This window comes from Nitrosomonas sp. (assembly GCF_022842015.1).
In the GTDB taxonomy this organism is placed as follows: Bacteria; Pseudomonadota; Gammaproteobacteria; order Burkholderiales; family Nitrosomonadaceae; genus Nitrosomonas.
Map to the genome: position 1 here is coordinate 1 of NZ_JALHQJ010000015.1, position 25,658 is coordinate 25,658.

Consider the following 25,658-nt stretch of genomic DNA (forward strand, 5'->3'; position numbering starts at 1 on the left):
TTGACAGGGATCCGTTCTTCCAGATTGACATAGCTAAAAAGCTGTTGTTGCGAGTGTTCAATTCCGCGCATGATTTATGAGGTGAGTGGGTTCCATCAAATTTTACCCGACTCGGTGGGTTTTTCAACGGCCTGTTAAAAGATTGGAGCATTTATCTTTCATAGAAATTAGATAGTTTGCTAATTGTTTGAAAGATACAAGCCGATCTTTCTTCACATATGTCAATATTCCGCCTGTTAGTACGTTAATGGGTAAAGGTCTCCTGTACACACCCGGCGGATCGCATCATCGTGAACATTATCCATTCACTATAGATGATTTTGCTTGGGAGGAATTATTAAAACGGAAAGATGAGTTTCTAGAAAAACAAGCAAATTGTGAGCATCAAGATGAAGAACAATACAAAAAGCAAAGATCTCCAAGATAATAGTTGTTCATACCAATAATATACGGCCTAACGGCGCTCCTCAGACCTACTGCTTCGGGCAGGTGAGCTTAATCGTTTGTCACTGTCTAATAAATATTTCACCGTCTAAGCATCCAGCTTGGGTATTTGGCTGTCACTGAATGACCGCATGTGGCCCATACTGTGTGAAAACTCGACTTCAATTTTTGGTCTTGAAATTAGCCCTTGCAAATTGTCGTATAAGCGACGATCTCACTACGACCAATTCAATTTGATGCCTATAATTTGCTAACTTGAAATACTTCCATAGTTTTCACACAGTCTGGGCCGACAGCCGACTGTCAGATCGTATCAAGATTAATTTAGCGCGGTGCCGGATCAGATTTGCTAATTCACGTAGGGCGTTTTGTTATCATTTTCCGCCACTCTCTGCTGCCGACAGTAATGCTGTGAGAACATCAGCCGCATCATTCAATTCCTTATCAAGCGTCTCCATCAAACCAGCTTGCTCAATCCTGGCGGCAATCTCATCCAGACGCTCGTTGAATCGATTGATATCGGTTTCTGCTTTGAGTGATTCCAGTTCTAATATAAATCCTGATTTTATGGTGTCCTCTGGCGATATTGCATCGGGATTTTCGGTAAATTTTTGAATTTCTTTCGATTCATCACCGGCATCAGTTCCTTGAGTTTCATCCTCGCTGTCGGCGCCTCTGATCTGCTCCAGGGTTTTAGGTGTCCAGTGAAAATCAAGTTCTACGCCATGCTGAATTATTTCCTCGATATTGATGTATCCGAGTTCGCCGCCATCACCAAAGATATCCGCAAGACCGAACGCCTGTATTTGGTCGTCCTCCATATCTTTTTCGGTTATGTACCAATCGCCGGATCCCTTGAAATAATGCAGATAGACAATTGCCTTATCGCCCATGCCATCTTGACCGTAAGTTTTCGGCATGGTTTGGATTACATTGGCTATTTCGACCAACTTATCTTTAAAGAATTGGCCTTCTTCACCGCGAATTAGGGTACCAACGGCTGATAGTTGCGCAGCGCCAATGAAATTTTTCAGTAAAGGCATAACCTTGTTAACAGCGGCCATGGTTGCCACCTCCACCGCAGCATTTTCTTGTTGGTCTGCGCTTGCTTCTGTTTTAACACCCAAAGCATCACGTATTTCCTTGATCCTCTTAACCATCCTCAGCTTTTCCATGCCAGACTGAACGGTTTGAAGATTCACTCGAATACTTCCGGCTTCTTTAATCAGTTTTATTTTTTCTATTCCCGATATGCCATCAAGCAACATATCCGCTATGTTTCTAACTTCATCGTTGATGATTGCAGAATCAAACTCATCCCTGGGCATGGCGATATCCTCTTGCGTGTACGACATAAAATCGTCAAATGGAGGGATAACCTCTATCCCACTATTTAAGGGCTGGCAGAATCCGTACAGATCATTGGGAGTCAATTTAAGGCTATCCAGCAAATGTCCGTGTTCGCCGCTTATTTGATTAACGAACAACCAGTCTTTAAAAAAACCGATCGCCAATTCATCGCCGCTGTATTCAATCGGGATATCCTTATCTTCAGCGAAGATCGCATCGAATTGACCGGCTGGCGTAAGAACCTTATAAACGCTATTCATCATGATTGCTCACCCTGTAATTCCTTGGCCATTTCTATAACTCTGTCTTTCCTTGTTGCCCTGTGATAAAAAACGCCTAGAATGTTGTCCTTGCTCATGCTTGCCATACGCAGAAATGCTTTTAGATTAAGCATATCGCCGTGTACCGCTATAGAAGTCGGTATATTTCTGCGGCTAGGATCTCCCGGATAAACGAATGAACCGGATTGGTTTGTAAAAGCAACTCCAAACCCATTAGCAATGCGCTTAGATAGTGGATTTTTGAACTTACCGGCAAATACTCTATAACCACCCCAGGAACCAATGTATTTGGCCTTTGGATCATTCAGTCCACCCAACTTACCAAGTAGATTCTCACGATCAACCACGTCAAGATCGTTGAACCAGTTGTCACCAACAATCTCAACACCCTCAGACAGTTTTTCTAGTGCTTTCTCGTATTCGGATTGCTCTGTATCGCGCCTTCCCTGTACTATGTCCTTTGCCTGGTCCTGAAGGGATTGGAATAACTTCATGGCCGGGGTTAAATCGGCCTGTAAGTATCCAGCCATCAGCGCCGCCATTTCCGGATCTTTGAATGCCAGCATTGCCGCATCGTATGGATTGGCCAGATACTGGATTCCCATTGCCCACACTTCAGTGGTTTGATCTCTATAAACTTTACCCACATACGGATCAATAAAGTCATCCTTATAAGCGCCCTCATTGCTTCCGTATGCACGATTACCGGTCAACGATTTCAATGAATACACCTTGTCGCCCTGGCGTCTTTTCAGCAGATAACCATTGGCCGCAGACTTAGCAGCGGAATCAGCCTCAAGATGATGAGCCATTTCATGCCACAAAACGGTTTTATTAAAACCATTTCCAGGATTAATTGAGGCATCCTCAAAATGACCGATACCCTTAGCATGTGCGCGTCCACTGCGCTCAGACTCAATCTTTATGAGCCTCAGCTTGCCGCCTGAGATACGATAGAATTCAGCCATATCCCTGCGTACTTCCGCTTCCGGGTATTTTGCTTTTTTGAGTCTCGCTATTGCCGATTTGCCTATCACCTGGCTATTAGCCCATGATTCGGCTTCCTCCATGGTCACTTTTGAAGTGCCAAGGATGGTTTCTATGATTTTCTTGCCGATTGGTTCCAGGCTTTCTTTTAATTCCTTGACCTGATTTTTCCTGAGCTCATGCTTTTGTCTGTCAAGGGTTATCAACTTCTCCCAAACCTCTTGCTTTTTAAGCGCGGCAACCTCGAACATATTTGACGCTTTTTCAATTGCTTCCTTGTCATATCCATTGGCCTCGTTTACCGCTAACAGGTCCGTCAAGGCAAGCCGCAACTTCTCGTACTCTTCCTGAGCAGCTTTCTGCTCTGCAAGAATTTCAGGCGTATCTTGCGGCGGCTTGTATGACAGCTCCTTGATTTCATCTTCAATGGATTTGATTCTATCCGCATCAACATCAAAAACATTTCCAGCTGATTTGTAGTGTTCAAAAGCGGCCATTTCAGCAGCGCCGCCAGCGGGAATGCGAAGATCAGCATAAGCATCCATCCAATCAGAATTAGCTTCCTGATACGCCTTTTCGTCACTCCCTCTTGAAAGCATTTTGATTATCTTTGTTAAGGTATCCGCTTCAGCTCCACGCAACGACTCAGGTACCGCAGAAATCCCGTTGCGCAGGTAATCAGTTAGCTTTTTAATTGATTCCGCAGGGTTGGTTGGATCAATTGTCAGGCTTGTAACCGGCTTGATAGCAATCGACAGAAGTTGCCGTATCTCGCGCACGCGCTTAACCAACGTAAGTTTATTTACCCCGGCAACATCCGGCAGATTCTTCCGTATAGTTCCGAGTTCTCGAACGAGTTTTAACTTTTCGGACCCGCTCACATCATCAAGAGCCAGTAGAGTCATTTTCTTAACCGTTTGCCTGTTGGTCTAATTCAGCCCATTTTTCAGCGGCGCCACCTATTAATTCATCACTTTCAGCGCCAAGACCGGCATCGATCAGCGCTTGAGCGGATGCCTCGATCTCATCAAGCAATTTCATGAGGTCGCTGGCATTGCTAGTGCCGTCAACTACAGATGTTAGGAATGCTTTTGCGGCTGCTATTTCAGCAGCTTCCTTCGTTTCAAGGATTTTTTCACTTTTGCCGCTCTGTGTTTCAGTGGCCGCTTCGATTTCTGCAACTGGCTCTATTACCTCTGGCTCTGGCTCTGGCTCTAGCGCTGGTTCTGGTTGCGGCTCCGATTTAATTGGAACGGAAGCATCGATTTCTTTGGCAATCTGCTCGGGTGTTTGGGTTAGATCGTCAGTTATGCGAGTCTCTGGATTGACACTCGCATTCTCTGCTAATCCGGTAACAGACTTAACAACAGCAGTTATTCCAACAACATTCTTTCCGGCACCAACCTGTTTATAATCAAATGAAGTTTGATAAAAGGTATCTCCCGATGATTTACTTAAAACCGGATCGTTTTTATCGCCACTCCAACCAAGATCACGCAGCGCATTCCTAACAGCAACAATCCGCTCTTGGAAAAACGCATCAAGTACATCCTGGTACTTATCTTGCAACTCAGGACTGGCCGATATCTTGGCGTATCCTTCCGGGCTGATCGGGTCAATTTTGACTTCACTCTCAACTGCTTTGGTTGTCATTGAAACGATTTCATCAGCAATCTGATCTGCTGTTTTATTGGGAATAACAGCAACCATTCCAACATCAACCCAGGTACCAGAAACACTATCAAGTCGCTCTACCTTGAATCCATTACCGTCACCCGATGCCCGGTAGTTGTTAATTGTCATGGCCGCGCCTTCATCGAATCCTTTCCAGCCCATTTTCGATAGGGATTCACGCACAGCGATTTGCAAATTCTCTTTCCGGTTTGAGTTATCAGCAGCCTCAACCTTGACCACTTCCAATTCATGCTGCGCATCGGCAAGCTCTTTTTCCAGCACGGTTATTTCATCCTTTAACCCCTGAATGTTTTGCATCCGCTCAGATCGCTTTGCGTTCGCACGCGCGAAGGCAGGGCTGTTCTTTTCTGCCAGCCTCATAATGCGGCGCGCAACTTCACGCACATTCAGGTCTTGGCCGCGCTCGGGTGCCACCACAATCGTGATATCTTTCTTGTTAAGCAACCACTTCCAGGAAATAACCTCATCCGTAGGTGTCATTTTCTTTGGCGTTACGTCGGGATTGTGGAAGTAAATGGATACCGTTTGTCCATCCGATAATTCGAATATCACCGCCACATTAGCCGTGCCGCGCTGACTAAATGGATCGGATATTTGCATCGATTGCACCTTAACTGACTTGCCGGCACGATCCATAACCCCGCGCAGCAGTTCCATCTTGCGTTCCAGCCTCACAAAAGGAGTAACCAGCGCATCCAGAGCCAGAACGCCATCGGAATCCTCAATAATGTCGTTGATGCTGATCAAATCAAGCAATAGATTTTCGCCTGAATCTGATTGCCGTATTTCATACAACACCTGGTCAAGCGTTTGATCGTAAGGCAAAGCATCGCTATTCCATTGCACTCTTTTTGTCATGCCTTCTAGTCCTTCTTGAGGTAAATTTTTTGCACGCAGCGGTTGACTCATATCACCGTTCTTGAGCCACCATTTAAATTGAGAAATTGATAGTGGAACGATACTTTCCATTCCGTTCCACCCGCGATCGTAGCTTCCCAGGTACGAATTACGAGCTGAATCTTCATCTGAAAATCCAAGCATTGTTTTGTGCTCATCGAACCGGCCATCAATGAACTGGTTAATCACGTAGGCAGTCATCGATTGCGGGTAAGAACCTAAGAAACAATCAACACCGTCTCCATCATTTCCTTTTGTCTGGCTGATATATCCGTAGTGCGCGGCCATGCGAGAAGTCCACCGTTTGCCGGTTTTCTGATCAATGCCGATACGATACGAACCTCGCGGTTGCTCGATAGCTATAGTCAATCCATGAAGACTGACACGCCCCATCTTGTAATTTCCAGCAAGGCACTGAGCGTCAGTCGGCTCAGGAATTGAATTGACCCCAAACGCACCGCCGTGGGCAGCGTTTTCAATGTCAATGAATTGGTTGTCAGTGGAATGTGTCATGAACGGCATGGTAAGCCGCTTGAAGGGCAGTATTTCGGTCTGTTTTCCGCTCTACAATGCAAAAAGCCCGGAATTACCGGGCTTATATTGCGGATATTATTATATTAGGCTCTGTAGCAGTTAATTGTTGAATTGCTGGTCAAATATGCATTGGAATGTAAAAAAGAGGTATGCATCATGAAAGTAGCTGAATTCAAAGATTGGATAAGATCATTAGAAAGAAAAGCCGGTGCTGATACGATCATAGAATTGATTGAGCAAAGGCAAAATGATGAACGAATTTGTCCCTACTATCAGGGAACAGAGCTGTACCGATGGGGCAAAGCCAGTGAGTTACAACGCTATCGATGCCGCCACTGTAATCGCACGTTTAACGCCCTAACAGGCACGGCATTGGCCCGATTACGCCACAAAGACAAATGGTTTGATTATGAACAAGCGATGGTTCAAGGGGTAAGTGTACGTAAAGCAGCGATCAGCTGCGGAGTAACCGCGAACACGAGCTTTAAATGGGGTCACCGTTTTCTGCGGGTGCCTGCACTCCATCAATCTTCCAAAATGAATGGCATTGTTGAAGCTGACGAGATGTATTTTCTGGTATCTTTTAAGGGGCAACGTCATTTACCGAGAGCTGCACACAAACGAGGCGGCAAAGCTGCCAAGCGAGGCACATCTAAAGAACAGATACCCGTGTTAGTGATACGTGATCGTCATGGTGAAACTGATGATCGTATACTGCGGGACACAAGCGCAGAGCAAATCGGAACAGTGCTTATCCCTTTGTTAAGCAAAGATGTCATTCTCTGCACAGATGGGATGCCCGCTTACAGTCAGATCACCAGGAATGCAAAAATTGTTCATCGCCCAGTCAATGTTGCTGCAGGCCAACGAGTTATCAACGATGTTTATTACATTCAGAATGTTAATGCTTATGGTAGTCGGCTCAGACAATGGATGGCGAAGTTCCATGGTGTAGCAACACGCTACCTTGCGAGTTATCTGGGGTGGCATAGAATGATTGACCGTCTCGGTCAGAACGTTACACCAACTCTTTGTTTCCTAATGTCTCTTGGAAAAACAAGACAATTTCAACAATTAATTACTACATAGCCAAAATAAAGCACCCCGCCACAAGCAGCAGTATTAACTGCGCTCTCCAATCTGCTGGTTTTCAACCAGCTTTCGCCCCAATGGGCGGGGAATTGAACCCTCAGAGAATAAAGCACCCCGCCGCAAGCAGCGGGGTATTAATTTCGCTCTTCAATCTGCTGGTTTTCAACCAGCTTTCGCCCCAAGGGGCGGGGAGTTAAACCCGGAAGAGATTAAAAGATTTCGTCATTTATTGTCTTAAATCTCAGATAACACGGATTCGCACAGATGCTACTTTATGGCTCTGAAATCTGTATTCATCTGTTTTTATAGGGGGCTGTCTGTTCCACTGTACGTGTGATCATTGAAGTACTCATTCCGTAGCCTTTTAGTTAGTTCGGAATTTTCTAGGATTTTCTTGCAAAGGTACAAATTAGGGCAGGTGTATATTTTAGGTATGTTTCTAATAAATTCATGATGTGTGAAAAATGTTGTTATCGACACTCCATTTTTATGGCATGCTGTTAATTTAATTGTTAAATCTTAGATGCAGAATCATGGGTGCGACATTTTGTCGCATTGTTTTTTCTTCCAGGAAGAAAGATACTCCTTATAGGGATTAGCAACAGTATTAAATAGTCAAAATTATGAATACGACTAAATCCCTATTACACAATTACTTTCTTAGTATTTCTCTTAGGAAATAGAATAAACATGAACAAAATGAAATTACTTGCACGTACATTGACTGGCATCATGCTGATGGGTTTGGGGCAGAGCGTTCTGGCGCATACGCGCCTAGATGTTCCCACGCAAACTGAAGGAACTCGGACAATCAATAATATCGTAATTGGTCACTCCTGCAGTGATACTGTCCGTGTTATTGGGACATCAGTTGTATTTCCAAATGGTCTGGATTCAGCTATTCTCGTGGATGGTCAGCCGCATGGTGGTCCATTGACTGATTTCCTGACAAATTATGGAAATAATTTTCAGCTGTTATGGAATCGCGGAGCATTCGATGCGATGGCAGAGAAAAAAGACTCAAACGGTAACGTGGTTGGATTCTGGGTGGGCGGTGGACCCGGTATGCCGAGCGATTTGAATGTTGCCACGCCTGTGAGACTTACAGCAGCAGGAATCGAACCGACATCCTGCGCCAGTAGCGTGAAAATCAGTGTTTCGATTGCTAATATCTGCGAAATTACCGGTGTGGGTGATTTTGGCAGAGAAGGTGTCGTTGATCTGTGGACGCATAATGACCTGGGTACCCCGTATGATCGCGTGAGCACAACCGACGATGGCCCGGCTTCATTTACTATTACGCGCGATCTGGTAACAAATCCATTGCCTTCATCATGTGGTGGTACTGGCGTCACTGTAGAAGTAAAACCATCGGCCGCGCAAATTAATCGCGATATGCCAGTTGTAATTGACGGGCAACTGATCTGGCCGCTGCCGTAGATCGCTAAACCATGAGCTCTTTACGGAGCTTGCCGCAACGGGATAACCCGACAAGATATTGCTAGCTTGTCGGGTTTTTGTTGATGGGGGTGCGACATTTTGTCGCATTGCTATTTGTTTGTCTGAACATGATAATAAGATCAGGTAATACGATAAAGGTGTAGTTCCAGAAATAGCTTAATGCGTCTTTACGACATGAGGAGAATTAATTATGCAACCCAACATCTTGAAAAAATTATCAATCAGCATTTTTATGTTGGCGTATACGATAGGTTATGCGCAGCTCAGTGGAGCGGATGAAGCTGGTGCAGTATTGGATCCAGCAGGTACCGTTAGAAATTTTACCGGTTATGCGCAAATCACCTGCTTTGATAATGGCAATGGACCGGCTGATTATTTAGAAGCCGATATAATAGACCTTTCCGCCCCAGTGGAACATTTATTGGTTAATTTGCTGTTGCTAAAGGGTGACACGGCGATTAGTGTCAGCGACACAGTTTCAGGGGATGCAAATCCAAGCCCATCCATTATACTGCAAGGAGGGAACGGGGTTTATTTGTTGGTGGTGAACAAAACCGATGTAGGTCCAAGACAATTTGTAGTCGACTATCATTGTAAGACAGCAACAGGTACTCATACCGGAACAGATATTAGTGTCAAACAATTTGAGTGATTCTTGACGTTTAGGATGTTAAACCGTGATTTATTTGATATCCCAGTTTCTTGTAGTGGTGAACCTGGAAGATGATTGGATAGCATTGTCAAATGATTCCAATAATCAATGAGGGTACCAGAACAATGATTAAGAAAATAAAGTGGTTGTTCATTATAGTTCCAATGCTGAGTCTGTTTACAACGACATCAGTTGCAGAACATCTGGATAAGATCTCCCCTGCCTGTACGTTGACTACATTGGAAGGTGCGCCCGCACATAATTTGCAGGAATTTAAAGGGAAAGTTGTTTACATGGATTTTTGGGCATCTTGGTGTCTCCCTTGTGTGAAATCCTTTCCATTCTTAAATGAGCTCGATCATGATTTGAAAGAAAAAGGCTTACATGTCATCGGCATTAATCTGGATGAGAAAGTTACAGATGCCCAGGAATTTCTTGCTAAATATCCGGTGGATTTTTCTATTGTTGCGGATCCCAGTAAACAATGCGCCAAAGGTTTTGAAGTAATAGCAATGCCAACATCCTATTTAATTGTTCGAAAAGGAAACATTCGGCATATACATCGAGGATTTCGTTCTGGCGAAACTGAAGAGTTGCGTGCTTTAATTACTCAACTCGTGATGGAACATCCATAAGGATCTACATCGACTGTCTCAATTTACATAAAATCAATATGCTACGATCAGTCAGATTAATGCTTGTAGTCAGTTATCGGTTTGACTGGTTGCTTATTTTTCCTTCTAATCTCTCTCGCAGCTTCTCTCGCTGGCCACGACTCATGCGATCAACTGATCTCATCCACACTTTAAATTCCATTGTTTTCATGGTTCGTGCCCCTTTTGTTATATCTTGATACAGAGATTGGACACCAAATTCAACAGCTAATTGCGACATAGCCTTATATTAACTATATGGATTTATACGTAATCTGACACTTTTAGATATATGGCATGCTTAAATCGTACATTAAGCATATTAACTAGGGCGGATAGTGAGATAGTACACATTCGTTTTTGACTGAGATAACGCAGCAAATCAGCTGTGTCGTTTTTTTGCGTCGACTGCATTGTCTTAATAGGTACAAGTCCACTAATATACACCCAAGTTTCGCAAAATCGCTTGAAGTCCACCAATTGCTTGGGAGTGAGACTGCCCCTTACTTCTTAATGTGACATAAGCTGCTGCATACTCGGTGTATTTTTGATTCTCAATTCTGGTTGCGAAAAGTTGATTTAATCCTTCCATAATATTAAGAAGAGCTTCCTCTATACCATATTTTTTTAGCATCTCCTGTGCAGTTACGCTTATATCAGCAATTTGTTGTTTGTCCTCAACGTAAACGGACGCAAGCTGGTTCAACAAACTGCGAAATCGGGCAACAGTAATGTGGTCTTTTGAAACGTAGCTGCGAGCGTTAATGGTTGCCAGCTTATACTCAAGCGTCTCATCAGCGTGAGCTGTATTTAACGCACACAGTACAGTGGCAATTAGAAGTGCTGACAATATCAAATTTCTAAAAATTTTAGTTTTCTCCTTATGTGACTAATGCTAAATGTGAATTTGATTATTTGCAAACCTAATGACAAATAAACGTTCAGTTTTAATAAGGAATCAAATAAGTTATTGCAGAATAAAACACTATCTGTTATTGGGTATCACACCATCCGGCACGCTTCCCCCCACCATATGATCGAGCAAAGCCTTTACTGATCATATCCGCACCAACATCTAGTCCGTCCACAAATACCGCAGCATTTATCCTAAAGTATTTATCCCTATGCACGTTGCGCAATTCCACTTCCTTTGCGCTCAATAACAAATGAGTCAAGTATGCCCTTGAATCCATGGCGCCGCTCTTTTCATGCTCACATTTACCTCTCAATTCAGGCGCGTCAATTCCGTTTATTCGCACCGGGATCTTGCTGCAAAGAATGTTCGGGCAGTCACCATCGACATTGATCGTAAAGGTATCGCCGTCATGAACACTTATGATTGAGCCAGGCTTAATTGTTTCACCGGCATGCGCCGGGTGATCGCAACCAACAAATACGGTTAGCATGAGTAAAACAATCGCTAATTTGGCTAATTTCATGATGGCACCATTCCTTGATTTAGTTTTTCGATCTCAGCCCTGACCTCACTAATAGCAACCTTCAAAGCATCCCTTTTGCTGATTAAAACCTGCTCCATTTTCGGTGCAGCCGTGCGTATCCCGGCAGGTGGTCTTATTTTTACCGCAGCGAGTAACTTCTGGAACTTGGTTCGACCGGCATCCATCGCGGCAACGATCTCTGATATTGCCTGGACATGATCGTCTTGGTTTTTAATTGGCAGAATCTTGCCGTTGAGCAACACCTGGTAGATATCGCCGGTTTGCTTTATCCGCAAAATCACTTTCTGAGAATCGGCAAAGGTGAGTGTCATTTCACGGAAGCTGATTCCGGCAGCACGCTTTGCGGCAGTCGATACATCTTGCTGAACTACGTGCGCACCGGCACGCGAGAAATATTTCGCCGCTTCTTTAGCTGCCTTGTCTTTAACGCTCAAATCGGCAAAACTAAAAAGTATTTTATCCACTTCACACTCTCCGTTTAATCATTTAAAATTAATCTGGTACGTCAGTATTGGATGATCCAGACTGAACGCCTCCATGGGTGTGCGTTGACCCCACATTTACTTCATTGTGAGTTAACGAACTGCCAACCACGGCTGTATTGCCATTGACGATCACGTTGGTTGCATTGATCTCCACGGTCTCGGCATTCAATTTCATCATTCCATCCGCAGTGAGCTCTATATTCGCATGGTGAAACCGCCTCCAATCCGTTGAATTTCCCGATTGAGGGTTGCGGTACCCGGTAATTATTGGATATCTGGAATCGCCACCTATAAAGGCAATCCATATCGTGTCGCCGGGCAATATTTCGATCTCAGTAGCATTCGCGCCGGACCGTGCTTTATCACCTATGGGATATTCAATTTCTGCTTCTGGAAACACGTCTGCACCATCGGTTACACCGGGTATTTCTATCCTGCAGGTGCGTCTGTCCTGGTCGTAGGATTTAACGATCGCGGGGTAGCGTCCGGGCATCTGGCCATAATTATTGTTTGCAGTCATCAATCCTCCAAACTTCCAAGCCACAAACGGCTGTATTGATTGCTGCCGCTGCCGTCCGTGTCGTTCTCAAAAACGTGCGCGGCGGTGATGATGCTAAGGGGTACGCCATCAATGAAATTAATCAGATCACCTGCCACCAATCTTGCATTCAGATTGATCTTTGTAACCTTTTTCTGGATAAGACACCGCGACATATTGTAAAGTCGCTGAACATTCTTAAATGGCGAGAATCGCACGCTACGTGGTTTTTGCTGGTTGCCGATCACAACCGCGCCATTCTCATCCAGAGAATAAAACCACGGGATCTCGTGACGCTCCAAAAACCCACTATCAACGTCGTCGGATGCGTTGTTGGGTAAATCCATCACCGCTTTTTGCTTAAACAGGTCATGTAAACGAATAAAACTTATCGCGCCTTTTTTCCAACGAACAATACCGCCCTCTTCCTGCAATGCTCGGGTTATATGGAAACTAGGAGTATCTCCTATCGGGCAATAGAATCTCGGTACCGGAAAGTCGGCATCAATGGCTTTTATGTTGGCACCCGCTGCACGGTAGATGGCGGATAGCGCGGAATTCTCTTTTATAATCGCTCTGCTACGCACAAATACGATGTTGTGACAGGCATCCAGTATGGCCGTAATCTGGATGGCTGACATTTCACGCTCACCCTGGACCATTCTGTTTATGACTCTGTTTGATTTGATGATACGCAGTGCATCGCCTGATTCGCCGCCAATGGTCAATATTTGACCTTCGGACAGGTACCTGGTCATATCATCGTCGGTCCTGATCTCAGCTTCCAGTGTTACCGGTACCGGCGACATATCAGAACGCAGAACAGCGGATTTTATTAGGTCGCCACGTATTTGGATGCCATTGGATAGGTAAATAATCATGGCAAGGTATCTTTAGACTGTAACGATAGGCTGATAGAAGGCGTTCATGGGCATGTTCAACTCAAGATTAGCGATATCCTGCGCAATTTCGCTTGTCGATCGCCCAAAAACATCCAGTCCTAACCCGCGCGATGCCTCTTGATGAATGGCCGATTCACGCTCGATGTAGAGAACAAAAAGCGGCTTGATTACAGACCACTCGGAATTGCTTAATTCGGTAGCTTCGGTAACGGCAGGTAATGGCGGCTCCACTCCATCATTGGTAATGAGCCCTGCAAAACCGGCATAATTTTTAGCCGCCACCACCGCCTGAGCAAGCACGGTGGCAGGGTCAAGCACTACGCTGACTGGCCGTTCAACGGTAAGATAATTCTCGACCAGTGAGGTAATGGTGTCCATCGTTAAGCGTTTGGTTCCACAATCAGGAAAGCAACGTCGCTAGTATCAGTTCCGCTACTGGAAGTGATGGTGAAGCTGGTACCTGCTGTACGTGCTGAAACACGAAGGAAGCCGGGCGTTCCACCACCTACCTGAGCGGTCAGAAAGATCCGGCTATTGGCGGTTACTTTATCGTTGGTCACTAACGCAGTGCCCCCCGAAAGCGTTACCACACCCATAGGCTGATCCGCGCCATCATCGATCTTTGGCGTGGCTTTATTCACGTAATTCAACTCAACATCGGCTGCTGAGATCACTTGGTTTTCGGTGGCTCCCGGTGGAGTTGCTACTGGAGCCCCTAAAAATGACGGTGCTTTATTCATTCTTGATACCTCTTTGGTTGGTTAAAAAACTATGACTATTAAGTGTAATCCAGTGAGTTACCGGGGATAATTTCACCGAAGTAATGAAAAAATAACGTTCCGGTAAAAATCATGATCTGCGAACGATTCTCCCAGTCACGATCAGGATTATCGATTTGCACAAAACAGTCGATGTAACGCTTGGCACGCAGGAATTTTTGCGGGGTTCCTTCATAAACCGTGGCATTGAATCGGCCACCGCCGGTTAACAGATTAACCAGCATGTTATCGACAGAACCGGCGATTGTTTCCTCAAACGCAACCTGTCCTTGCATGTATGTTTTAGCTTGTTGCGGCTGATATGAGGCCATTCCCAATGGACCAGGCACCTCAATTTCACCGGCTGGCGAGACTATTGCCCACGGCACCTGCTTTGCCAGTAAATAGTTTTGCTCAAAACCATCGACTTCAAACGTAAAATCGCTAGAAATGATCTTGGCGCCCATCGCTTTTGATGCTTCATGGAATTGCTTTAGATAAGCTGAATTTGAGACGGCCATGTGTTTATCCTCATTGGGTCAGTGTCGGTTGCAGATATCGAACTGTATTTCAAACAGGCAAACAAAAACCCGGAGGTTTTCCGGGTTAGTGGGGTTTTGCTAAAAATATAGAATCGATTAAGGCGCGGCGTATACCTTGGTGCACACCGAAGCGGATGACAATCCACCCTTGCGCACGCCCTCATAGACATACTGGGCTCTGAACTTCCACATATTGTCTAAAAGAAGGATATCGGCCAGAAATTTATCTACTTCTTCGCGTATTTGCTCATGCGAAGCGTTTCTGATTATTTTATCTTCTGGATTGGTGCGATAGATAACACCCTCGCCCGGTCTCGATGGTGGCTGAATAATGTCCACTTCGATATGCATCATTTCGTAGCGAAGCAATTCATAACAGGGATCATGCCAGCCCATAGCGCCCGGCATAAAATCTCTGGTGTCAATTGTAGGTCCACTCGGACCATCGGATGAGTACCCTGGGGTCAAGTAAAACATGCCATCGCGCGTCAGATTTATGTTGTGCAGGTTTATTTCTCTGTGAGGACGCAGATTGCACATCGCCCAAAACGACTCTACTGAGCGGTATTTCTGCCCCTCAATGTAGCGTAATTTACTTGCTCTTGGTATTAGCTGCTGCGACATTTACGCTCTCCTTTTTATCTGCAGTCTGAGGCACTAGATAACCAATTCCAGCGCCAGCCAAAAAGATATTGAATCCGGTTAAAGTATCCAGGTAAGACAGGCCACCGGCGCCAGCCCACAACATGAATAAGGTGGAAAAAGCCTTAACTACCGCCTTCGGATCGCCAAAAAGGTATGATTTAAGGGTTTCTTTTGAATCGCTATTTGCCCATCTGTTAACGTAGGCAAACAACATTCCCAACATGCTTGCAAACGCAAACATGCAAAGCCTTATGGCTTCACCTTTGTCGATCAGAAGATCGGTTATTTCATTCATAACGCTTTACCAGTTATCCCTGCCAATACCTGACCGAGCCAGATAGCATCCAGCAAGGCTTGGTGCCGCTTTCCTGCTGCGATCAAACTATCAACGGAATCATTAATTCGCTCCGCGCGGTCATGGTATCCATTCAGCAGTGCGCGGCTTTCTTCGGTATATTCGTTCCAATGCCCCGCCACCACGCGCTCTTTGATTGCGCGATATTGCGCTACAATCTTATTGTAATCAGCGACAAACTCAGCAAAGATCGGCTCCCTGGCATCCAGATAAATGATTGATGACTTCCACTTATCCACGAACCCCACGTATTGATTGATTGCATGATCCACAATCAGGCTTTCAGTAGCACTGAGCGGTGCGCTCTTGATCACTGCCGCAACCTGGCCGGACATAACTTGGTCGTTTGCAACCGCGATATTCGCAAGATCACTGGTATTTTTTAATACCGTGCTGCAGCCAGTGAGAATCAGCAATAAAACAGTGAAGAGTATTGCCGGTATCGTTTTAAACATTCCATCTCCTTTGATTGGTTGAGAAATCACTTAAATCTTAAAACCGAGCGAGGCAATCATCTTGATGAACTGATCTATCCCGCCGGTAATTTTTCCAGCTATCAGCAGTAGAACCATAAGCACGAAGTAGCCTGTCAATGAGGCCGTGATATGCACGCCACGAAAGAATCCAGATTTTTTTGATTTCTCTTCAAGCACATGATCCGCATTGCTCTGCATCTTTAATGAAAGCTCATTCAATCGTCTTTCCAGCGATAATGAATGATCATCGATACGCTTTTCCAAGGCAGAAACACGCGCATTGAGCGAACCTATTTGCATGGTGTGAGGGCAATCATCTGGCATGGCACTTTCTCCTTATTTAATCAATCCTGAGCGCTTGTTTCTGCCGTTGATCGTCAATAGTTGCGTACGGTTCTGATCTGTTTTGAGAGAACAATGCACCCAACCTGAATTGGGTTTGCCACTAACGTAATTTTCAAGAATCAACTGGTCAAAAGTCAGATTTGTCGATATCCATAAGGCAAGGTCGTAATTGGCTAATCCATCTATCTCAAAATCCACCGCTTGACCTGTCATATGCTGCGATGTTTGGCTTCCATTGATGGCTGAATTTAATGCTAGGCATCTGTAACCGCTGTTGATTCTGACCGGGCGCTCGAAATGCGCTCTGACCGGCTCCAATATGTGTGTGCAAACTTGGATTAAGTTATTTAAAACGTATTTTGGTGGGGTGTTATCTATACCGAGTTCACTAGCCCTGGCAGAGCGGATCAGTTCATTCAACGTAAAATGAGGGGTTAATTTTGCATGAATATCCACGTCAATTACCTCCTTATAACGCTGGCAATTGTCTTGGCAACAATGCCGCACGCGCTGATTACACTGTTTAATCGATTTACGATGGCGACTTGAATCTTCAACTCCGATTCCTTGCCTTTTCTCCAATCATCAAATGGTTTGCACTTGAAGAACTTGTTTACGACACTAACCGGCATTGACAATGCTTCGGTCAGCGAGGTGTTGGAATAAATACTGAGACTAGACGCCTGGTTCATCAGATTTTCTGCCCAGGTCTTTCGCCAGTCTTGAGACGCAGGTACGAACCGGAAATCGGGCGGGTGGCAAATTGCTTGCCTCCCCTCCTTTTGGTAGCGCAACGAGGCCGTCACTGGATAGTTCGATCTTAAATAAATGGTGCAAACTCTCCCGGCCATGCATGTACGCACCCATCAATGCAGCAAAAGAACTTTCGGGAAAACTCGATATGGTACGCATGCGGTTAATTAGATGTTCGTCATAACTGCCTTCGCCGTCCGATGGCACCGGTGTTTCTTCGCCTTTTCTGATCAATTGAGCAGACATGCATCCAAGTAACCAGTTTAATCGCCCGGATACGCCCTCAATCTCGCCCTGAATCCTCTCTATTGACTCCGCCATAGCGCCGGTCAGGTCTTGCAGCAACCAAACATCACCTTCAATCTCGCCCAGTTCAATCGCCTGGTCCAGCGCTTTGTCGATGCTTCCATCCAGGTAATCCGAGTACCGGCCATCTCCCACGGCAAAATCAGGACCGTCCTCAGAGACTGAAGCCAGGTAATGACAAACAACCATCATTCGCTCTTGAACCGTCCAGTCTGCAGGGTTTTCGATTCCCTTTGCGGATGCAACAGCTTTAAGCAAAAACGCGGTCGTGACTGCCTCTTCAAGATGAGACGGCATGGCTGCGATTGCGATGGACTCGCCAATGGACAGCTCTTTGAGTTGCACCGTCAAACGCCGGGTACGCAGTATTGGGAAATGGATCACCAGGATTCTCACCTAAAATTTCGATGAGCGAGATTGTGCGGAAATTGTGGCTCGGGATTTGTTATTTTTTCCGTTTCGGGAAATCGTTACAGCTTGAGCGCGTTGTAATTCACCCAGTCATCACGATCAAGAGCGGTTAGTGTTGCAAGAGTCATCGGCACTAGCAGTTCCACATACCTGCCCCTAGCGTCAATACTGGAAGTCATCTGCTCACTTATCGCTTCAATTACTAAAGGTGAATAAATGCGGTTTTTATAGCGCAGCGCGATTGTTGTAGGGGCTATCGATGGCACCAGGGCGTCGATGAACCCGGCATTTCCCCTGGCCGCTTGCGCTGATCGAGCAAGAACCGAGCCATCAGGCGATAATTTGACCGGCAGCGCCCATTCCATCAACTTGTTGAATGGCTCTTCGACCTCTTTGGTTGGATCATCCCACGCACGGAATATTGCCGTTACCTGAATCTTTACAGGCGGCATTCCATTGAACACCTGGGTGGAATTTAACTTGGTGATACCGGTTCTACCCTCAAATTGACGTATAAAATCATTCGATCTCTGCTGCGCCAGCCCAATTGCGCTGCGATCCGGATTTTCATTCCCCAGGAAGGCGTCAATAACAGGCTGCAGGGCGCCGGATTGGAGCATTGCCAGTAACGTTGGAGCGCGTGACTCTGGACCGGCATGTTCAAACGGGCTTTGCCAGTTCAATGACAACTCCATACTGGCTTCGGTGAGCGGTGCAAACACAGCTTTTGGATCGGTATCATTTGATCTTTGCCACACACCTTCCTTTATTTTCTTGACCTCGTAAAAGCTGGCGATCAGGTGCGGTGATAACCCATCCCATTGCGATGATAGAGAGTCTGAAATAAGGCTTGGCGGCTGATTCATTTGATAGTACCCAATAAAAAAGGCACCGCCACTTGTGAATGCGGCAGCGCCATTGATTTCAACGCAAGATGAATCGAAGTATTTACTTCAATCCGGTTTTTCTGCGAATTTTCATTGATTTTGCGCGACGCATTCGGGCAGTAGCCGAGTGGCTTTTCATGCGTGCCTTACGGATAGCCACTTTTTGCGCTGCACTCAAACGAACCGTTCCAGAAACGCGCTTATTGATACGCACTTTTTTGCCTTTGCGAATAACAAGTCTCTTTTTGTACGCAGCATCCAGTGCTGGTTCCTGGTCGTCATCACCGAATACAAAATCATCGATATCGGAACTGGCTTCATCCTCGCCCTCTGGAAGTGCGGAAGCAACCAGATCACGAACGCGATCAGCCACATCGCCGTCAAAATCATTCAGCAGTGAGTCAGCGTCCTCTTCTGTTACTCCTTTGCTGGTCAGGTAATCCCAGGATGCATTCAGCGCAACATCGAGAACCGCTTGCTCATCATCGGTAATTTCGCCGTCTTTGTTTTCATCGGCAATTCCGATCATCATTGCCAGGAGGCGGTCAGCGGAGCTCTCGCCATTGGCCAGGTCGTCAGTTTCCACCCATTGTTGAACTACGGCGGCAGCGGCCATCGTAATATCAGCAATAGTATAATCATCGGCACCGCTCAATGACTTGGCTTCGCCCTCTTCGGCGGCGTCAAGCGTTTTCTTGCCTTTGGCATTATCTCCCACTGGGCTGGCTGCTATTTGCCGACGCAGTATTTCACTGGTTCTTAAATGATTCATGATATTTCAGTCCTCTTAGGTTATGAGAATGATTAGCGGGTTAGTGTCTGAGTGACATATATTTGGCGTGCAACACCGTCATATCGCAGCCAATACGAACAGTCGATTCGATCATAAGGATGCACCTCGTTAGGCACTACTTCGAATTTCCACGCCTGTCCGTCCATTCCTGGATCATCACTAGGAACCAGCCAGCCGGAAGCCTCCGCACCCTCGAATAATTGCGTGAGAGCGTTTTTCAATCGCTTCAAAGCAATCTGCATAGGTAGCTGCAAGACGTCTTTGCCTAGTCTTGTTACCGCGTCATCAATGCTGCTTGACATGTCAGCGGTGGAAATCAGCTTTCTCAAACTGTCTTTAACCGTTGCGCTGGTTAATGAATCGCGGAATACGAAGAGACCGCCGCCAGAGAATACTTCCCAGGTTACCGGGTTAATTTTGGCATTTGCCAGAGCATTCAATTCCTGATTGCTTGGCGAGTAGGTCTGTATCATTCGAGAACGGCGGATAGGCCAATTCTTATTCGCTACCGGATAATTCTTTGGCGCGAATCCTCTTGAATCGGTTTGAGCATTGCGACCGCACGCATACGCGATATTCAGCGTGGCCATACCAAAATAACCATTTGGATTTACACCCGCAGGGTCATTTGATTTGATGGGCGCCCAAAAAGCATGAATCAGGTGAGAGGTTTCATTTGCACCTAGATTTAACTGCTCTACGAAAGCAATCGCGGCAGCAGCGGTAAGGTTTCCTGGCACATCGAATCGCAGTTGACGGTTAGTATCGAACGCCAATTGAGCCAATTGCCCCAAAAGTGCTACAGATTGAGATCCACCCGAAGAGATGTAGGTGTAATTGAACGGCGTATACTGCAACTTTTGCCGCGCAGCCACATAATCATCGGTTGAATATGCATTTCCACCTTCTACAAAGCATGTCAGAACACCCGATTTAGCCCATTTCTCCAAGCCGCTTGTGTTGTATCCATAGGCATCGGAGGTGGTTGTAACCACAGCAGCGCCGCCAGTCACACCAACCAAGACCTCTACCAGATCGGTTTGCGCGGATATCACATCAGGCAGATAAGCCGAGCCTCCAAAATCATCCTTGGCATCCGCATTGAGAGATCCAGTGAATTCATGTATCAAAATTCCGGCCTTGTCTTTGATACGCAAGGTAATGAAGTCATTATCGACCGCAGAACCACCGGTTTTCTTCTCATCAGCGCGAAACTCGACAATAATTCCATCGTTAAAGCACTCAAGATGCTTTACCGCAAAGAAATAAGTGCCGACAGGTGTCTCTGACGTAGGCAGAATGGTGAGAGCCGGAGCCGTTGAGAATCCAGCACCTGCAGCGGTCACAGTTACGGAGGTAATAACCCCATCCGTAAACACCGGGGTTAGCGTGGCGCCGGTACCCGGTCCACCCACTGTAATTGTTTCCGTTCCAGCATAATCAGTGCCACCACTCACAACGGTCACGGAAGTAATCGCACCGGCATTGACAACAGCCGTTAACACGGCAGGTAAATGTGACGCCGCAAATACTGGCGTATCGGTTGAGGCGGTTATAACAGCCCATTTTATTAAGGCTGCATCAGTTACCAGTCGTTGCACAACCGCCTCATAAGCGCCATTATTAAGCGCTTCAACTACGTGCACCCAGGCTTCATTCAAAGCAGAGGTGCGAATCAGTTCGCCTTTCCCAAGTTTTTTGAGCACGTTGCCGCGATCAACTTTGAAAGGCTTGTCTATGCGGCCACGCGCAGAACGCATCATTATTCCGAATACCTGGTCCTGATTATCCTGTGACGGAACCTCAGAATTGTCGCGTAGCGGATTAAGCTGCACGCCAGATTCGGCACCAAGTTGTCTAACGAAAGTGGTAGTCATGGCTTATTAACCTCCGTTTTTGCTGCTGTTTGCGTGCGATTTGCCGGATTTCCTGGGACCTGCCTTCTTATGGGCGTCGGTTTCCGTGGCTGAATCGTTTGCCTGGGATGAGGTGAGTTCACCTTCTACTTGCGTCTCTTCGCCTTCGTTTTTATCCTCACCTGCTGGATTATCGCCTTCTAGCCCTTGATTCAGGTCCGGATCGGGCTCAGGGATTGGATCAGGCTCAGGGATTGGATCGGGCTCAGGCACCAGGTCAGGCTCAGGTACCGGTTCTGGTTCTTGCTCATCCTCGGCAATCATTTCAATAGTCATAACCACATATCCATGACCATTCAGCGTGGCGATTTGCTGAATGCTGGATGCAAGCCGAATGAATTGATCTTCACTCTCTATTTGCACCACTTTTTTGTTGGATCCATCGGAAACCGTAACACCCCGAAGATAAAGCCCTCGCACTTCTGAGAGCGTAATATCGTGGGGCATGCGATTGACCGCCTCAACATCTACCGGATAAACGCATCCGGCAAATGCCTTAGCTATTAGTTCGGCCACCCTTCCCGTTAGGGAAGGAGCGCCAAGGTCGACTCGTTTTCTAGTCATTTTGGTACTCCTTTCTCTTATTTCTCGGCTATCGTGCGACGATTAAGGCATGTTGGTTACATTAATCAATGCGCATCCGAGTGCAGCTTGCGGGAACGGATTAACCGCCGTGAAATTGCGCGCATAGAAAGCAGCGCCTTGTTTCAGATCGGCATTCAATGCCAGCGGCAGAACGGTTGGAGGCACAGCATCGCCCAGTACGAAAGGATTCATTGGAACGCTGGTTGCTCGACCAAACCCCAGGATTTGTGAAGCGTTAGAGGTTTCAACGACCACTTTTGGCGTGTAGTAGACTTCATAGCGTCCGAACAAGCGGCCTAAGCGGAAAATGCAAGGCCGTTCTGCGATACCTGATGGCTCGAACACTTCACGCGGCATTCCCTGGATGATTGCAGCCAGGTTTTTACCCACATAAATGTGTGTCAGGCCGTGATCCATCGTATCGATAGCCATTTGTTGAGAAACAGCGCCCAATGCTGAGGCAAGATCCACCATGATTTGTGATTTCAGCAATTGCTGTGAACGTGCATCCCAATCAAAGTCGAATGTTGCTTGATTGTTTACAGCGATACGTTTACCTTTTCTCAGAACTTCATAATGACGCTCGTTCGCAAACTGGGTTTGCACTGAGATAACACCTTCGCTGTAAGCATCCAAACCCAATTCATTAGCGATTTGAGTGCGGCTATCCATGGTTTGATAAGTGGTCACTCTCCATGGCTTTGCGTACAGTCTAAAAGTATTAACAGCAGTCACGATTGATGGCGTTAATTCAGGTGCGCGTTCAAAGTCAAGGAAGCCCTCTACGATTACCGGCACGGTATCCGGTAGTTTTGGAGTGGTGGTCAGAGCATAAACGCCGGTATCGGTATTGATCGTTCCACCGATGGCATAACTCGTTCCAGCAACTATTATGGTGCCGCTTACGGCTGAGTTACCGGTTCCGGCTGAATCAACTTCTTTCGCAGCAGGTATACCGTTCACATAAACAATTGAGCGACCGCGCAGCAATTTAACTTGAGAGCCGCCAGCGCAGGTCTCGTCAGTATCCTGAATCGAGGTTAACGCGCCGGTCACTGCACCGGTTCCAGAATCAGGCATACTCTTATTCACGCGAGAAGATGAAATGTAGGAATCGCCCGAGTTAACACCGTCCAATGAACCGCCTTCAGCGTATTGACCAAAGGTATTACCGGCGCGGTGAGACATTATCGCCAAAATACCTTCGTTTGATCCGATATCTGCAGGGAGATAATGAGCAAACGGAATTGCATCACCCATCGCTGACAGAATCGCAACAACAGCGCGGTTAGGTTGCAGTGAGATTTGATCGTGGTGATTTGAATCAGCAGAATCAAGGGTGGGTAACTTATGTTGTCTGCGTGCTGTGTCGGTTGTGGCGTAAGCAGAATGAATCGCTTGCTCGATCACGTCAGCAGGTGCTTCGACTCCATGCTGTGATTCGTACACGTTAACGCTATCCAGTAACGCTCGGGTAATGCGCGAAGAATCCTTGCTATCAAGGTTATCCAAAACCACTTGCAGCTTTTCAGGAATCTTTACGCCGGTATTCTGGTTGGTTGCTGTGTCGATAAAATCCATCGCTGCAGCGGAATCGAAAGTTCCAGACTTAACGGCATTTTCTTTCAGGTTATCAATAAACACTGCCACTTCCGCAGTCTTATTGTTCAGGTATTCTTGATTTGTACGCTTGATGGTGGTGGTCATTGTCTTTGGTCCTTTGGTTTTATTCACACACACCCGGACTAAAGACCGGGCAACTATTCCCGGAATCAATGCGCTTAATGTGCAATGACACCGATAGAAGCCCGTATTTTGAGAGTCTAATATTTTATAAAACGGGGGTTTTTCCGCTTTTTTAACTCTGCAGCATGGTTATATGTCGAGATCACCGCGACGATTAGCCACATAGCGCATTGCGAATGGCGGGATATTGATAACCGTCTCAACATCAACGATCTCGAACGCCAGCTTCACTTCATCAGAAATGACCAGGTAAAACACATCTCGCTTTTTGATTGTGAAATTACCGGGCATGCCTGTTGGCTCTTCGGGCTCGATCAGAAAACGGAATTCACCGGCGAACCCGTTATTGGCGTCCTGTCGGTCCATCATGGAGGATGCCGAGAACATTTCAGCCTGTAGCGCGTATCCGATGCCCACGAGCTCAAATGAAACGTCCTCTTCATCATCTGCAGCCATGACGCCCACGCCACCCAGGGTAGGCAACCCACCCGAAACAGATTCGCCCACACGGTTCACAGTCTTTCTGAAAACCTGGCATTCCCAGGTATTAGGATGGTTAATGACGATATTTCTTGTCATTCGATTAACCGCGCCTGGCACATTATTAAGCATGACTAACTACCTCCTAGTTTTGCGGCAATCTGTTTGTCTGTCATGTTGAATCTGCGCAGTACCGCCAAGTCTGACGCTGAAAGTTGACCTGATGCCAGAGCCGCCTCAATTTTGCGCGTAGCAACCGGCTTCCTGACAATTCTCTTGACCTTCTTTGCCACCTCATGAATAGCTTGTTTCTCTCTTGCTTTTGTGCGCTCTGCAGCACGCTGTTCGCTTGTCTTAATGCGCGTGGCACTGGCTTTCTGTTTATCGATATCCGCTTGCCGGGCAGTATGTTTGGCCGTGTTATCTTTTGATGCGTGCAATTTCTCCATGTGTTTAGCAAGAAAGTTGAGCACATTGCCTGATGATTCCACTTCGGCCATGACTCGCAGCACATGCTTGCACGCAACACCTTTAAGATTCGGATTCCTGATCTTAGGAAATCCCATTTCTTTCCGGCCAGCATTGAAGTTGCCTATGGTGCTGATATAACGGAACCAATATCGATGGCGGCCACAATCACAATCAAACGCGAGTTTTTGTTTTCTCAGCCAGTTGGCTATCTGCTTTGGAGATTTACTATCCTTGGCCTTGGAGGACATAAGGCGATTGGCCGCTTCTGCAAATGCATTGAAGCGCACCAATACATGGTGACGGTTTACATCGGAATCCGGTCCGGCATTGGTAATGAATCTAATCTGACCATTCATGGCTGACGCGGGTACCGCCATGGTGATTTGTTTCTTGGCTCGATCTAGATCGGTTTCCGGTCCGGATTCTGGCATCGGCTTGGAAGCGGCTAAATCGATTACTTGCCGGGCAGTTATGCCATCGCCATTAAAGTTTCTTTGTGCCAGGCGCATATTGTGTCGGAATTGCGCAAGATCACTGGTTGTAATTGGTCTTACCTGACCACCCATAGTTGTCATCAGCACACGGCTGGCATCCCACTCGCCTTGCACTTCATTCTTGGTAAGGATAATCGAGCGTGGTGACTTTTCAGCCGCCTGGCGTTCGCGCAAGTCCTCCCTGGCATTGGCCTTAGCTTCGCTGACATGACCTTTCAGTCTGCCGATACTGGCTCTAATATTTCCAAGTATTAAACTAGCCAT

29 protein-coding genes are annotated in these 25,658 nt (G+C 46.3%); 4 read left to right on the plus strand and 25 right to left on the minus strand.

Annotated features, from left to right (window positions below; genetic code table 11):
* Positions 1-818 precede the first annotated feature (818 nt).
* Genes Q0C11_RS04185 through Q0C11_RS04195 form a run of 3 tightly spaced genes read right to left on the minus strand, consistent with a single transcriptional unit; the run spans position 819 to position 6,176 of the window.
* Positions 819-2,057, minus strand: a complete 1,239-nt coding sequence (locus Q0C11_RS04185) for a DUF2958 domain-containing protein (RefSeq protein ID WP_293006019.1) — start codon at positions 2,055-2,057, stop codon at positions 819-821.
* A complete protein-coding gene (locus Q0C11_RS04190) occupies positions 2,054-3,967 on the minus strand; it encodes a hypothetical protein (protein ID WP_293006021.1) in 1,914 nt (637 codons plus the stop codon). The genes Q0C11_RS04185 and Q0C11_RS04190 overlap by 4 nt, the downstream gene beginning before the upstream one ends.
* Before the next feature lie 4 nt (positions 3,968-3,971).
* Positions 3,972-6,176: a hypothetical protein gene (locus Q0C11_RS04195; protein WP_293006023.1), complete on the minus strand. Its 2,205-nt coding sequence runs from the start codon at positions 6,174-6,176 to the stop codon at positions 3,972-3,974.
* Positions 6,177-6,344: 168 nt separating this feature from the next.
* On the opposite strand from Q0C11_RS04195, the gene Q0C11_RS04200 reads away from it, so the two are divergent.
* The 4 genes from Q0C11_RS04200 to Q0C11_RS04215 all read left to right on the plus strand — a co-directional run bounded on the left by Q0C11_RS04200 (position 6,345) and on the right by Q0C11_RS04215 (position 10,028).
* A complete protein-coding gene (locus Q0C11_RS04200) occupies positions 6,345-7,277 on the plus strand; it encodes an IS1595 family transposase (protein ID WP_293006024.1) in 933 nt (310 codons plus the stop codon).
* A 693-nt stretch (positions 7,278-7,970) separates the two neighbouring features.
* Positions 7,971-8,720: a hypothetical protein gene (locus tag Q0C11_RS04205; RefSeq protein WP_293006026.1), complete on the plus strand. Its 750-nt coding sequence runs from the start codon at positions 7,971-7,973 to the stop codon at positions 8,718-8,720.
* Between the two features lie 211 nt (positions 8,721-8,931).
* Positions 8,932-9,393, plus strand: a complete 462-nt coding sequence (locus tag Q0C11_RS04210) for a hypothetical protein (protein ID WP_293006027.1) — start codon at positions 8,932-8,934, stop codon at positions 9,391-9,393.
* Positions 9,394-9,518: 125 nt separating this feature from the next.
* Positions 9,519-10,028 carry a TlpA disulfide reductase family protein gene (locus Q0C11_RS04215; RefSeq protein WP_293006029.1) on the plus strand — a complete coding sequence of 170 codons (510 nt, stop codon included), beginning with the start codon at positions 9,519-9,521 and terminating at the stop codon, positions 10,026-10,028.
* A 454-nt stretch (positions 10,029-10,482) separates the two neighbouring features.
* On the opposite strand, the gene Q0C11_RS04220 is transcribed toward Q0C11_RS04215, so the two are convergent.
* From Q0C11_RS04220 to Q0C11_RS04325, 22 genes are all read right to left on the minus strand, one after another.
* Positions 10,483-10,896 carry a hypothetical protein gene (locus tag Q0C11_RS04220; protein WP_293006031.1) on the minus strand — a complete coding sequence of 138 codons (414 nt, stop codon included), beginning with the start codon at positions 10,894-10,896 and terminating at the stop codon, positions 10,483-10,485.
* A gap of 142 nt (positions 10,897-11,038) precedes the next feature.
* A complete protein-coding gene (locus tag Q0C11_RS04225; RefSeq protein ID WP_293006033.1) occupies positions 11,039-11,485 on the minus strand; it encodes a thermonuclease family protein in 447 nt (148 codons plus the stop codon).
* Complete coding sequence (locus tag Q0C11_RS04230; protein ID WP_293006035.1) at positions 11,482-11,970, minus strand: hypothetical protein; 489 nt, start codon at positions 11,968-11,970, stop codon at positions 11,482-11,484. The genes Q0C11_RS04225 and Q0C11_RS04230 overlap by 4 nt, the downstream gene beginning before the upstream one ends.
* A 28-nt stretch (positions 11,971-11,998) precedes the next feature.
* Positions 11,999-12,511 carry a hypothetical protein gene (locus tag Q0C11_RS04235; RefSeq protein ID WP_293006037.1) on the minus strand — a complete coding sequence of 171 codons (513 nt, stop codon included), beginning with the start codon at positions 12,509-12,511 and terminating at the stop codon, positions 11,999-12,001.
* The gene (locus tag Q0C11_RS04240) at positions 12,511-13,410 is read right to left on the minus strand and encodes a hypothetical protein (RefSeq protein WP_293006039.1); all 900 of its coding nucleotides are present in this window, start codon (positions 13,408-13,410) and stop codon (positions 12,511-12,513) included. Before Q0C11_RS04240 ends, Q0C11_RS04235 begins: the two co-directional genes overlap by 1 nt.
* 12 nt (positions 13,411-13,422) lie before the next feature.
* Positions 13,423-13,809: a hypothetical protein gene (locus tag Q0C11_RS04245; RefSeq protein ID WP_293006041.1), complete on the minus strand. Its 387-nt coding sequence runs from the start codon at positions 13,807-13,809 to the stop codon at positions 13,423-13,425.
* A gap of 2 nt (positions 13,810-13,811) precedes the next feature.
* Entirely contained in the window at positions 13,812-14,171 is a 360-nt protein-coding gene (locus Q0C11_RS04250) for a hypothetical protein (protein WP_293006042.1), read from the minus strand.
* 38 nt (positions 14,172-14,209) lie between these two features.
* The gene (locus tag Q0C11_RS04255) at positions 14,210-14,710 is read right to left on the minus strand and encodes a hypothetical protein (protein ID WP_293006043.1); all 501 of its coding nucleotides are present in this window, start codon (positions 14,708-14,710) and stop codon (positions 14,210-14,212) included.
* Between the two features lie 117 nt (positions 14,711-14,827).
* Positions 14,828-15,355, minus strand: a complete 528-nt coding sequence (locus tag Q0C11_RS04260) for a hypothetical protein (protein ID WP_293006045.1) — start codon at positions 15,353-15,355, stop codon at positions 14,828-14,830.
* Positions 15,324-15,671: a hypothetical protein gene (locus Q0C11_RS04265; RefSeq protein ID WP_293006047.1), complete on the minus strand. Its 348-nt coding sequence runs from the start codon at positions 15,669-15,671 to the stop codon at positions 15,324-15,326. The genes Q0C11_RS04260 and Q0C11_RS04265 overlap by 32 nt, the downstream gene beginning before the upstream one ends.
* Positions 15,668-16,186, minus strand: a complete 519-nt coding sequence (locus tag Q0C11_RS04270) for a hypothetical protein (protein ID WP_293006049.1) — start codon at positions 16,184-16,186, stop codon at positions 15,668-15,670. The genes Q0C11_RS04265 and Q0C11_RS04270 overlap by 4 nt, the downstream gene beginning before the upstream one ends.
* 30 nt (positions 16,187-16,216) lie before the next feature.
* Positions 16,217-16,531, minus strand: coding sequence for a hypothetical protein (locus Q0C11_RS04275; RefSeq protein WP_293006051.1), 315 nt, complete (start codon positions 16,529-16,531; stop codon positions 16,217-16,219).
* A 12-nt stretch (positions 16,532-16,543) separates the two neighbouring features.
* Positions 16,544-17,008, minus strand: a complete 465-nt coding sequence (locus Q0C11_RS04280) for a D-Ala-D-Ala carboxypeptidase family metallohydrolase (RefSeq protein WP_293006053.1) — start codon at positions 17,006-17,008, stop codon at positions 16,544-16,546.
* 5 nt (positions 17,009-17,013) lie between these two features.
* Positions 17,014-17,244, minus strand: coding sequence for a hypothetical protein (locus tag Q0C11_RS04285; RefSeq protein ID WP_293006055.1), 231 nt, complete (start codon positions 17,242-17,244; stop codon positions 17,014-17,016).
* On the minus strand, positions 17,228-18,007 hold the full coding sequence (locus tag Q0C11_RS04290) for a hypothetical protein (RefSeq protein WP_293006057.1): 780 nt from the start codon (positions 18,005-18,007) through the stop codon (positions 17,228-17,230). Before Q0C11_RS04290 ends, Q0C11_RS04285 begins: the two co-directional genes overlap by 17 nt.
* 74 nt (positions 18,008-18,081) lie before the next feature.
* The gene (locus tag Q0C11_RS04295; protein WP_293006059.1) at positions 18,082-18,888 is read right to left on the minus strand and encodes a hypothetical protein; all 807 of its coding nucleotides are present in this window, start codon (positions 18,886-18,888) and stop codon (positions 18,082-18,084) included.
* Between the two features lie 82 nt (positions 18,889-18,970).
* Positions 18,971-19,681: a hypothetical protein gene (locus Q0C11_RS04300; protein ID WP_293006061.1), complete on the minus strand. Its 711-nt coding sequence runs from the start codon at positions 19,679-19,681 to the stop codon at positions 18,971-18,973.
* A 32-nt stretch (positions 19,682-19,713) separates the two neighbouring features.
* Positions 19,714-21,579, minus strand: coding sequence for a hypothetical protein (locus tag Q0C11_RS04305; RefSeq protein WP_293006063.1), 1,866 nt, complete (start codon positions 21,577-21,579; stop codon positions 19,714-19,716).
* A 6-nt stretch (positions 21,580-21,585) separates the two neighbouring features.
* The gene (locus tag Q0C11_RS04310; RefSeq protein WP_293006065.1) at positions 21,586-22,182 is read right to left on the minus strand and encodes a hypothetical protein; all 597 of its coding nucleotides are present in this window, start codon (positions 22,180-22,182) and stop codon (positions 21,586-21,588) included.
* A 42-nt stretch (positions 22,183-22,224) separates the two neighbouring features.
* Complete coding sequence (locus tag Q0C11_RS04315; protein WP_293006067.1) at positions 22,225-23,910, minus strand: hypothetical protein; 1,686 nt, start codon at positions 23,908-23,910, stop codon at positions 22,225-22,227.
* A gap of 168 nt (positions 23,911-24,078) precedes the next feature.
* Positions 24,079-24,561 carry a hypothetical protein gene (locus Q0C11_RS04320; protein ID WP_293006069.1) on the minus strand — a complete coding sequence of 161 codons (483 nt, stop codon included), beginning with the start codon at positions 24,559-24,561 and terminating at the stop codon, positions 24,079-24,081.
* A gap of 2 nt (positions 24,562-24,563) precedes the next feature.
* Positions 24,564-25,658 (minus strand): hypothetical protein, encoded by a 1,095-nt coding sequence (locus Q0C11_RS04325; RefSeq protein WP_293006070.1) that lies wholly within the window; start codon positions 25,656-25,658, stop codon positions 24,564-24,566.

Coding starts and splice junctions, on each gene's coding strand:
- Q0C11_RS04205 (WP_293006026.1), top strand. CDS start 7,971: ATGAACAAAATGAAATTACTTGCACGTACATTGACTGGCATCATGCTG.
- Q0C11_RS04295 (WP_293006059.1), bottom strand. CDS start 18,888: ATGAATCAGCCGCCAAGCCTTATTTCAGACTCTCTATCATCGCAATGG.
- Q0C11_RS04200 (WP_293006024.1), top strand. CDS start 6,345: ATGAAAGTAGCTGAATTCAAAGATTGGATAAGATCATTAGAAAGAAAA.
- Q0C11_RS04240 (WP_293006039.1), bottom strand. CDS start 13,410: ATGATTATTTACCTATCCAATGGCATCCAAATACGTGGCGACCTAATA.
- Q0C11_RS04315 (WP_293006067.1), bottom strand. CDS start 23,910: ATGACCACCACCATCAAGCGTACAAATCAAGAATACCTGAACAATAAG.
- Q0C11_RS04190 (WP_293006021.1), bottom strand. CDS start 3,967: ATGACTCTACTGGCTCTTGATGATGTGAGCGGGTCCGAAAAGTTAAAA.
- Q0C11_RS04305 (WP_293006063.1), bottom strand. CDS start 21,579: ATGACTACCACTTTCGTTAGACAACTTGGTGCCGAATCTGGCGTGCAG.
- Q0C11_RS04235 (WP_293006037.1), bottom strand. CDS start 12,511: ATGACTGCAAACAATAATTATGGCCAGATGCCCGGACGCTACCCCGCG.
- Q0C11_RS04225 (WP_293006033.1), bottom strand. CDS start 11,485: ATGAAATTAGCCAAATTAGCGATTGTTTTACTCATGCTAACCGTATTT.
- Q0C11_RS04325 (WP_293006070.1), bottom strand. CDS start 25,658: ATGGCTAGTTTAATACTTGGAAATATTAGAGCCAGTATCGGCAGACTG.
- Q0C11_RS04275 (WP_293006051.1), bottom strand. CDS start 16,531: ATGCCAGATGATTGCCCTCACACCATGCAAATAGGTTCGCTCAATGCG.
- Q0C11_RS04185 (WP_293006019.1), bottom strand. CDS start 2,057: ATGATGAATAGCGTTTATAAGGTTCTTACGCCAGCCGGTCAATTCGAT.
- Q0C11_RS04270 (WP_293006049.1), bottom strand. CDS start 16,186: ATGTTTAAAACGATACCGGCAATACTCTTCACTGTTTTATTGCTGATT.
- Q0C11_RS04265 (WP_293006047.1), bottom strand. CDS start 15,671: ATGAATGAAATAACCGATCTTCTGATCGACAAAGGTGAAGCCATAAGG.
- Q0C11_RS04250 (WP_293006042.1), bottom strand. CDS start 14,171: ATGAATAAAGCACCGTCATTTTTAGGGGCTCCAGTAGCAACTCCACCG.
- Q0C11_RS04260 (WP_293006045.1), bottom strand. CDS start 15,355: ATGTCGCAGCAGCTAATACCAAGAGCAAGTAAATTACGCTACATTGAG.
- Q0C11_RS04255 (WP_293006043.1), bottom strand. CDS start 14,710: ATGGCCGTCTCAAATTCAGCTTATCTAAAGCAATTCCATGAAGCATCA.
- Q0C11_RS04300 (WP_293006061.1), bottom strand. CDS start 19,681: ATGAATCATTTAAGAACCAGTGAAATACTGCGTCGGCAAATAGCAGCC.
- Q0C11_RS04215 (WP_293006029.1), top strand. CDS start 9,519: ATGATTAAGAAAATAAAGTGGTTGTTCATTATAGTTCCAATGCTGAGT.
- Q0C11_RS04285 (WP_293006055.1), bottom strand. CDS start 17,244: ATGAACCAGGCGTCTAGTCTCAGTATTTATTCCAACACCTCGCTGACC.
- Q0C11_RS04320 (WP_293006069.1), bottom strand. CDS start 24,561: ATGCTTAATAATGTGCCAGGCGCGGTTAATCGAATGACAAGAAATATC.
- Q0C11_RS04195 (WP_293006023.1), bottom strand. CDS start 6,176: ATGCCGTTCATGACACATTCCACTGACAACCAATTCATTGACATTGAA.
- Q0C11_RS04245 (WP_293006041.1), bottom strand. CDS start 13,809: ATGGACACCATTACCTCACTGGTCGAGAATTATCTTACCGTTGAACGG.
- Q0C11_RS04210 (WP_293006027.1), top strand. CDS start 8,932: ATGCAACCCAACATCTTGAAAAAATTATCAATCAGCATTTTTATGTTG.
- Q0C11_RS04310 (WP_293006065.1), bottom strand. CDS start 22,182: ATGACTAGAAAACGAGTCGACCTTGGCGCTCCTTCCCTAACGGGAAGG.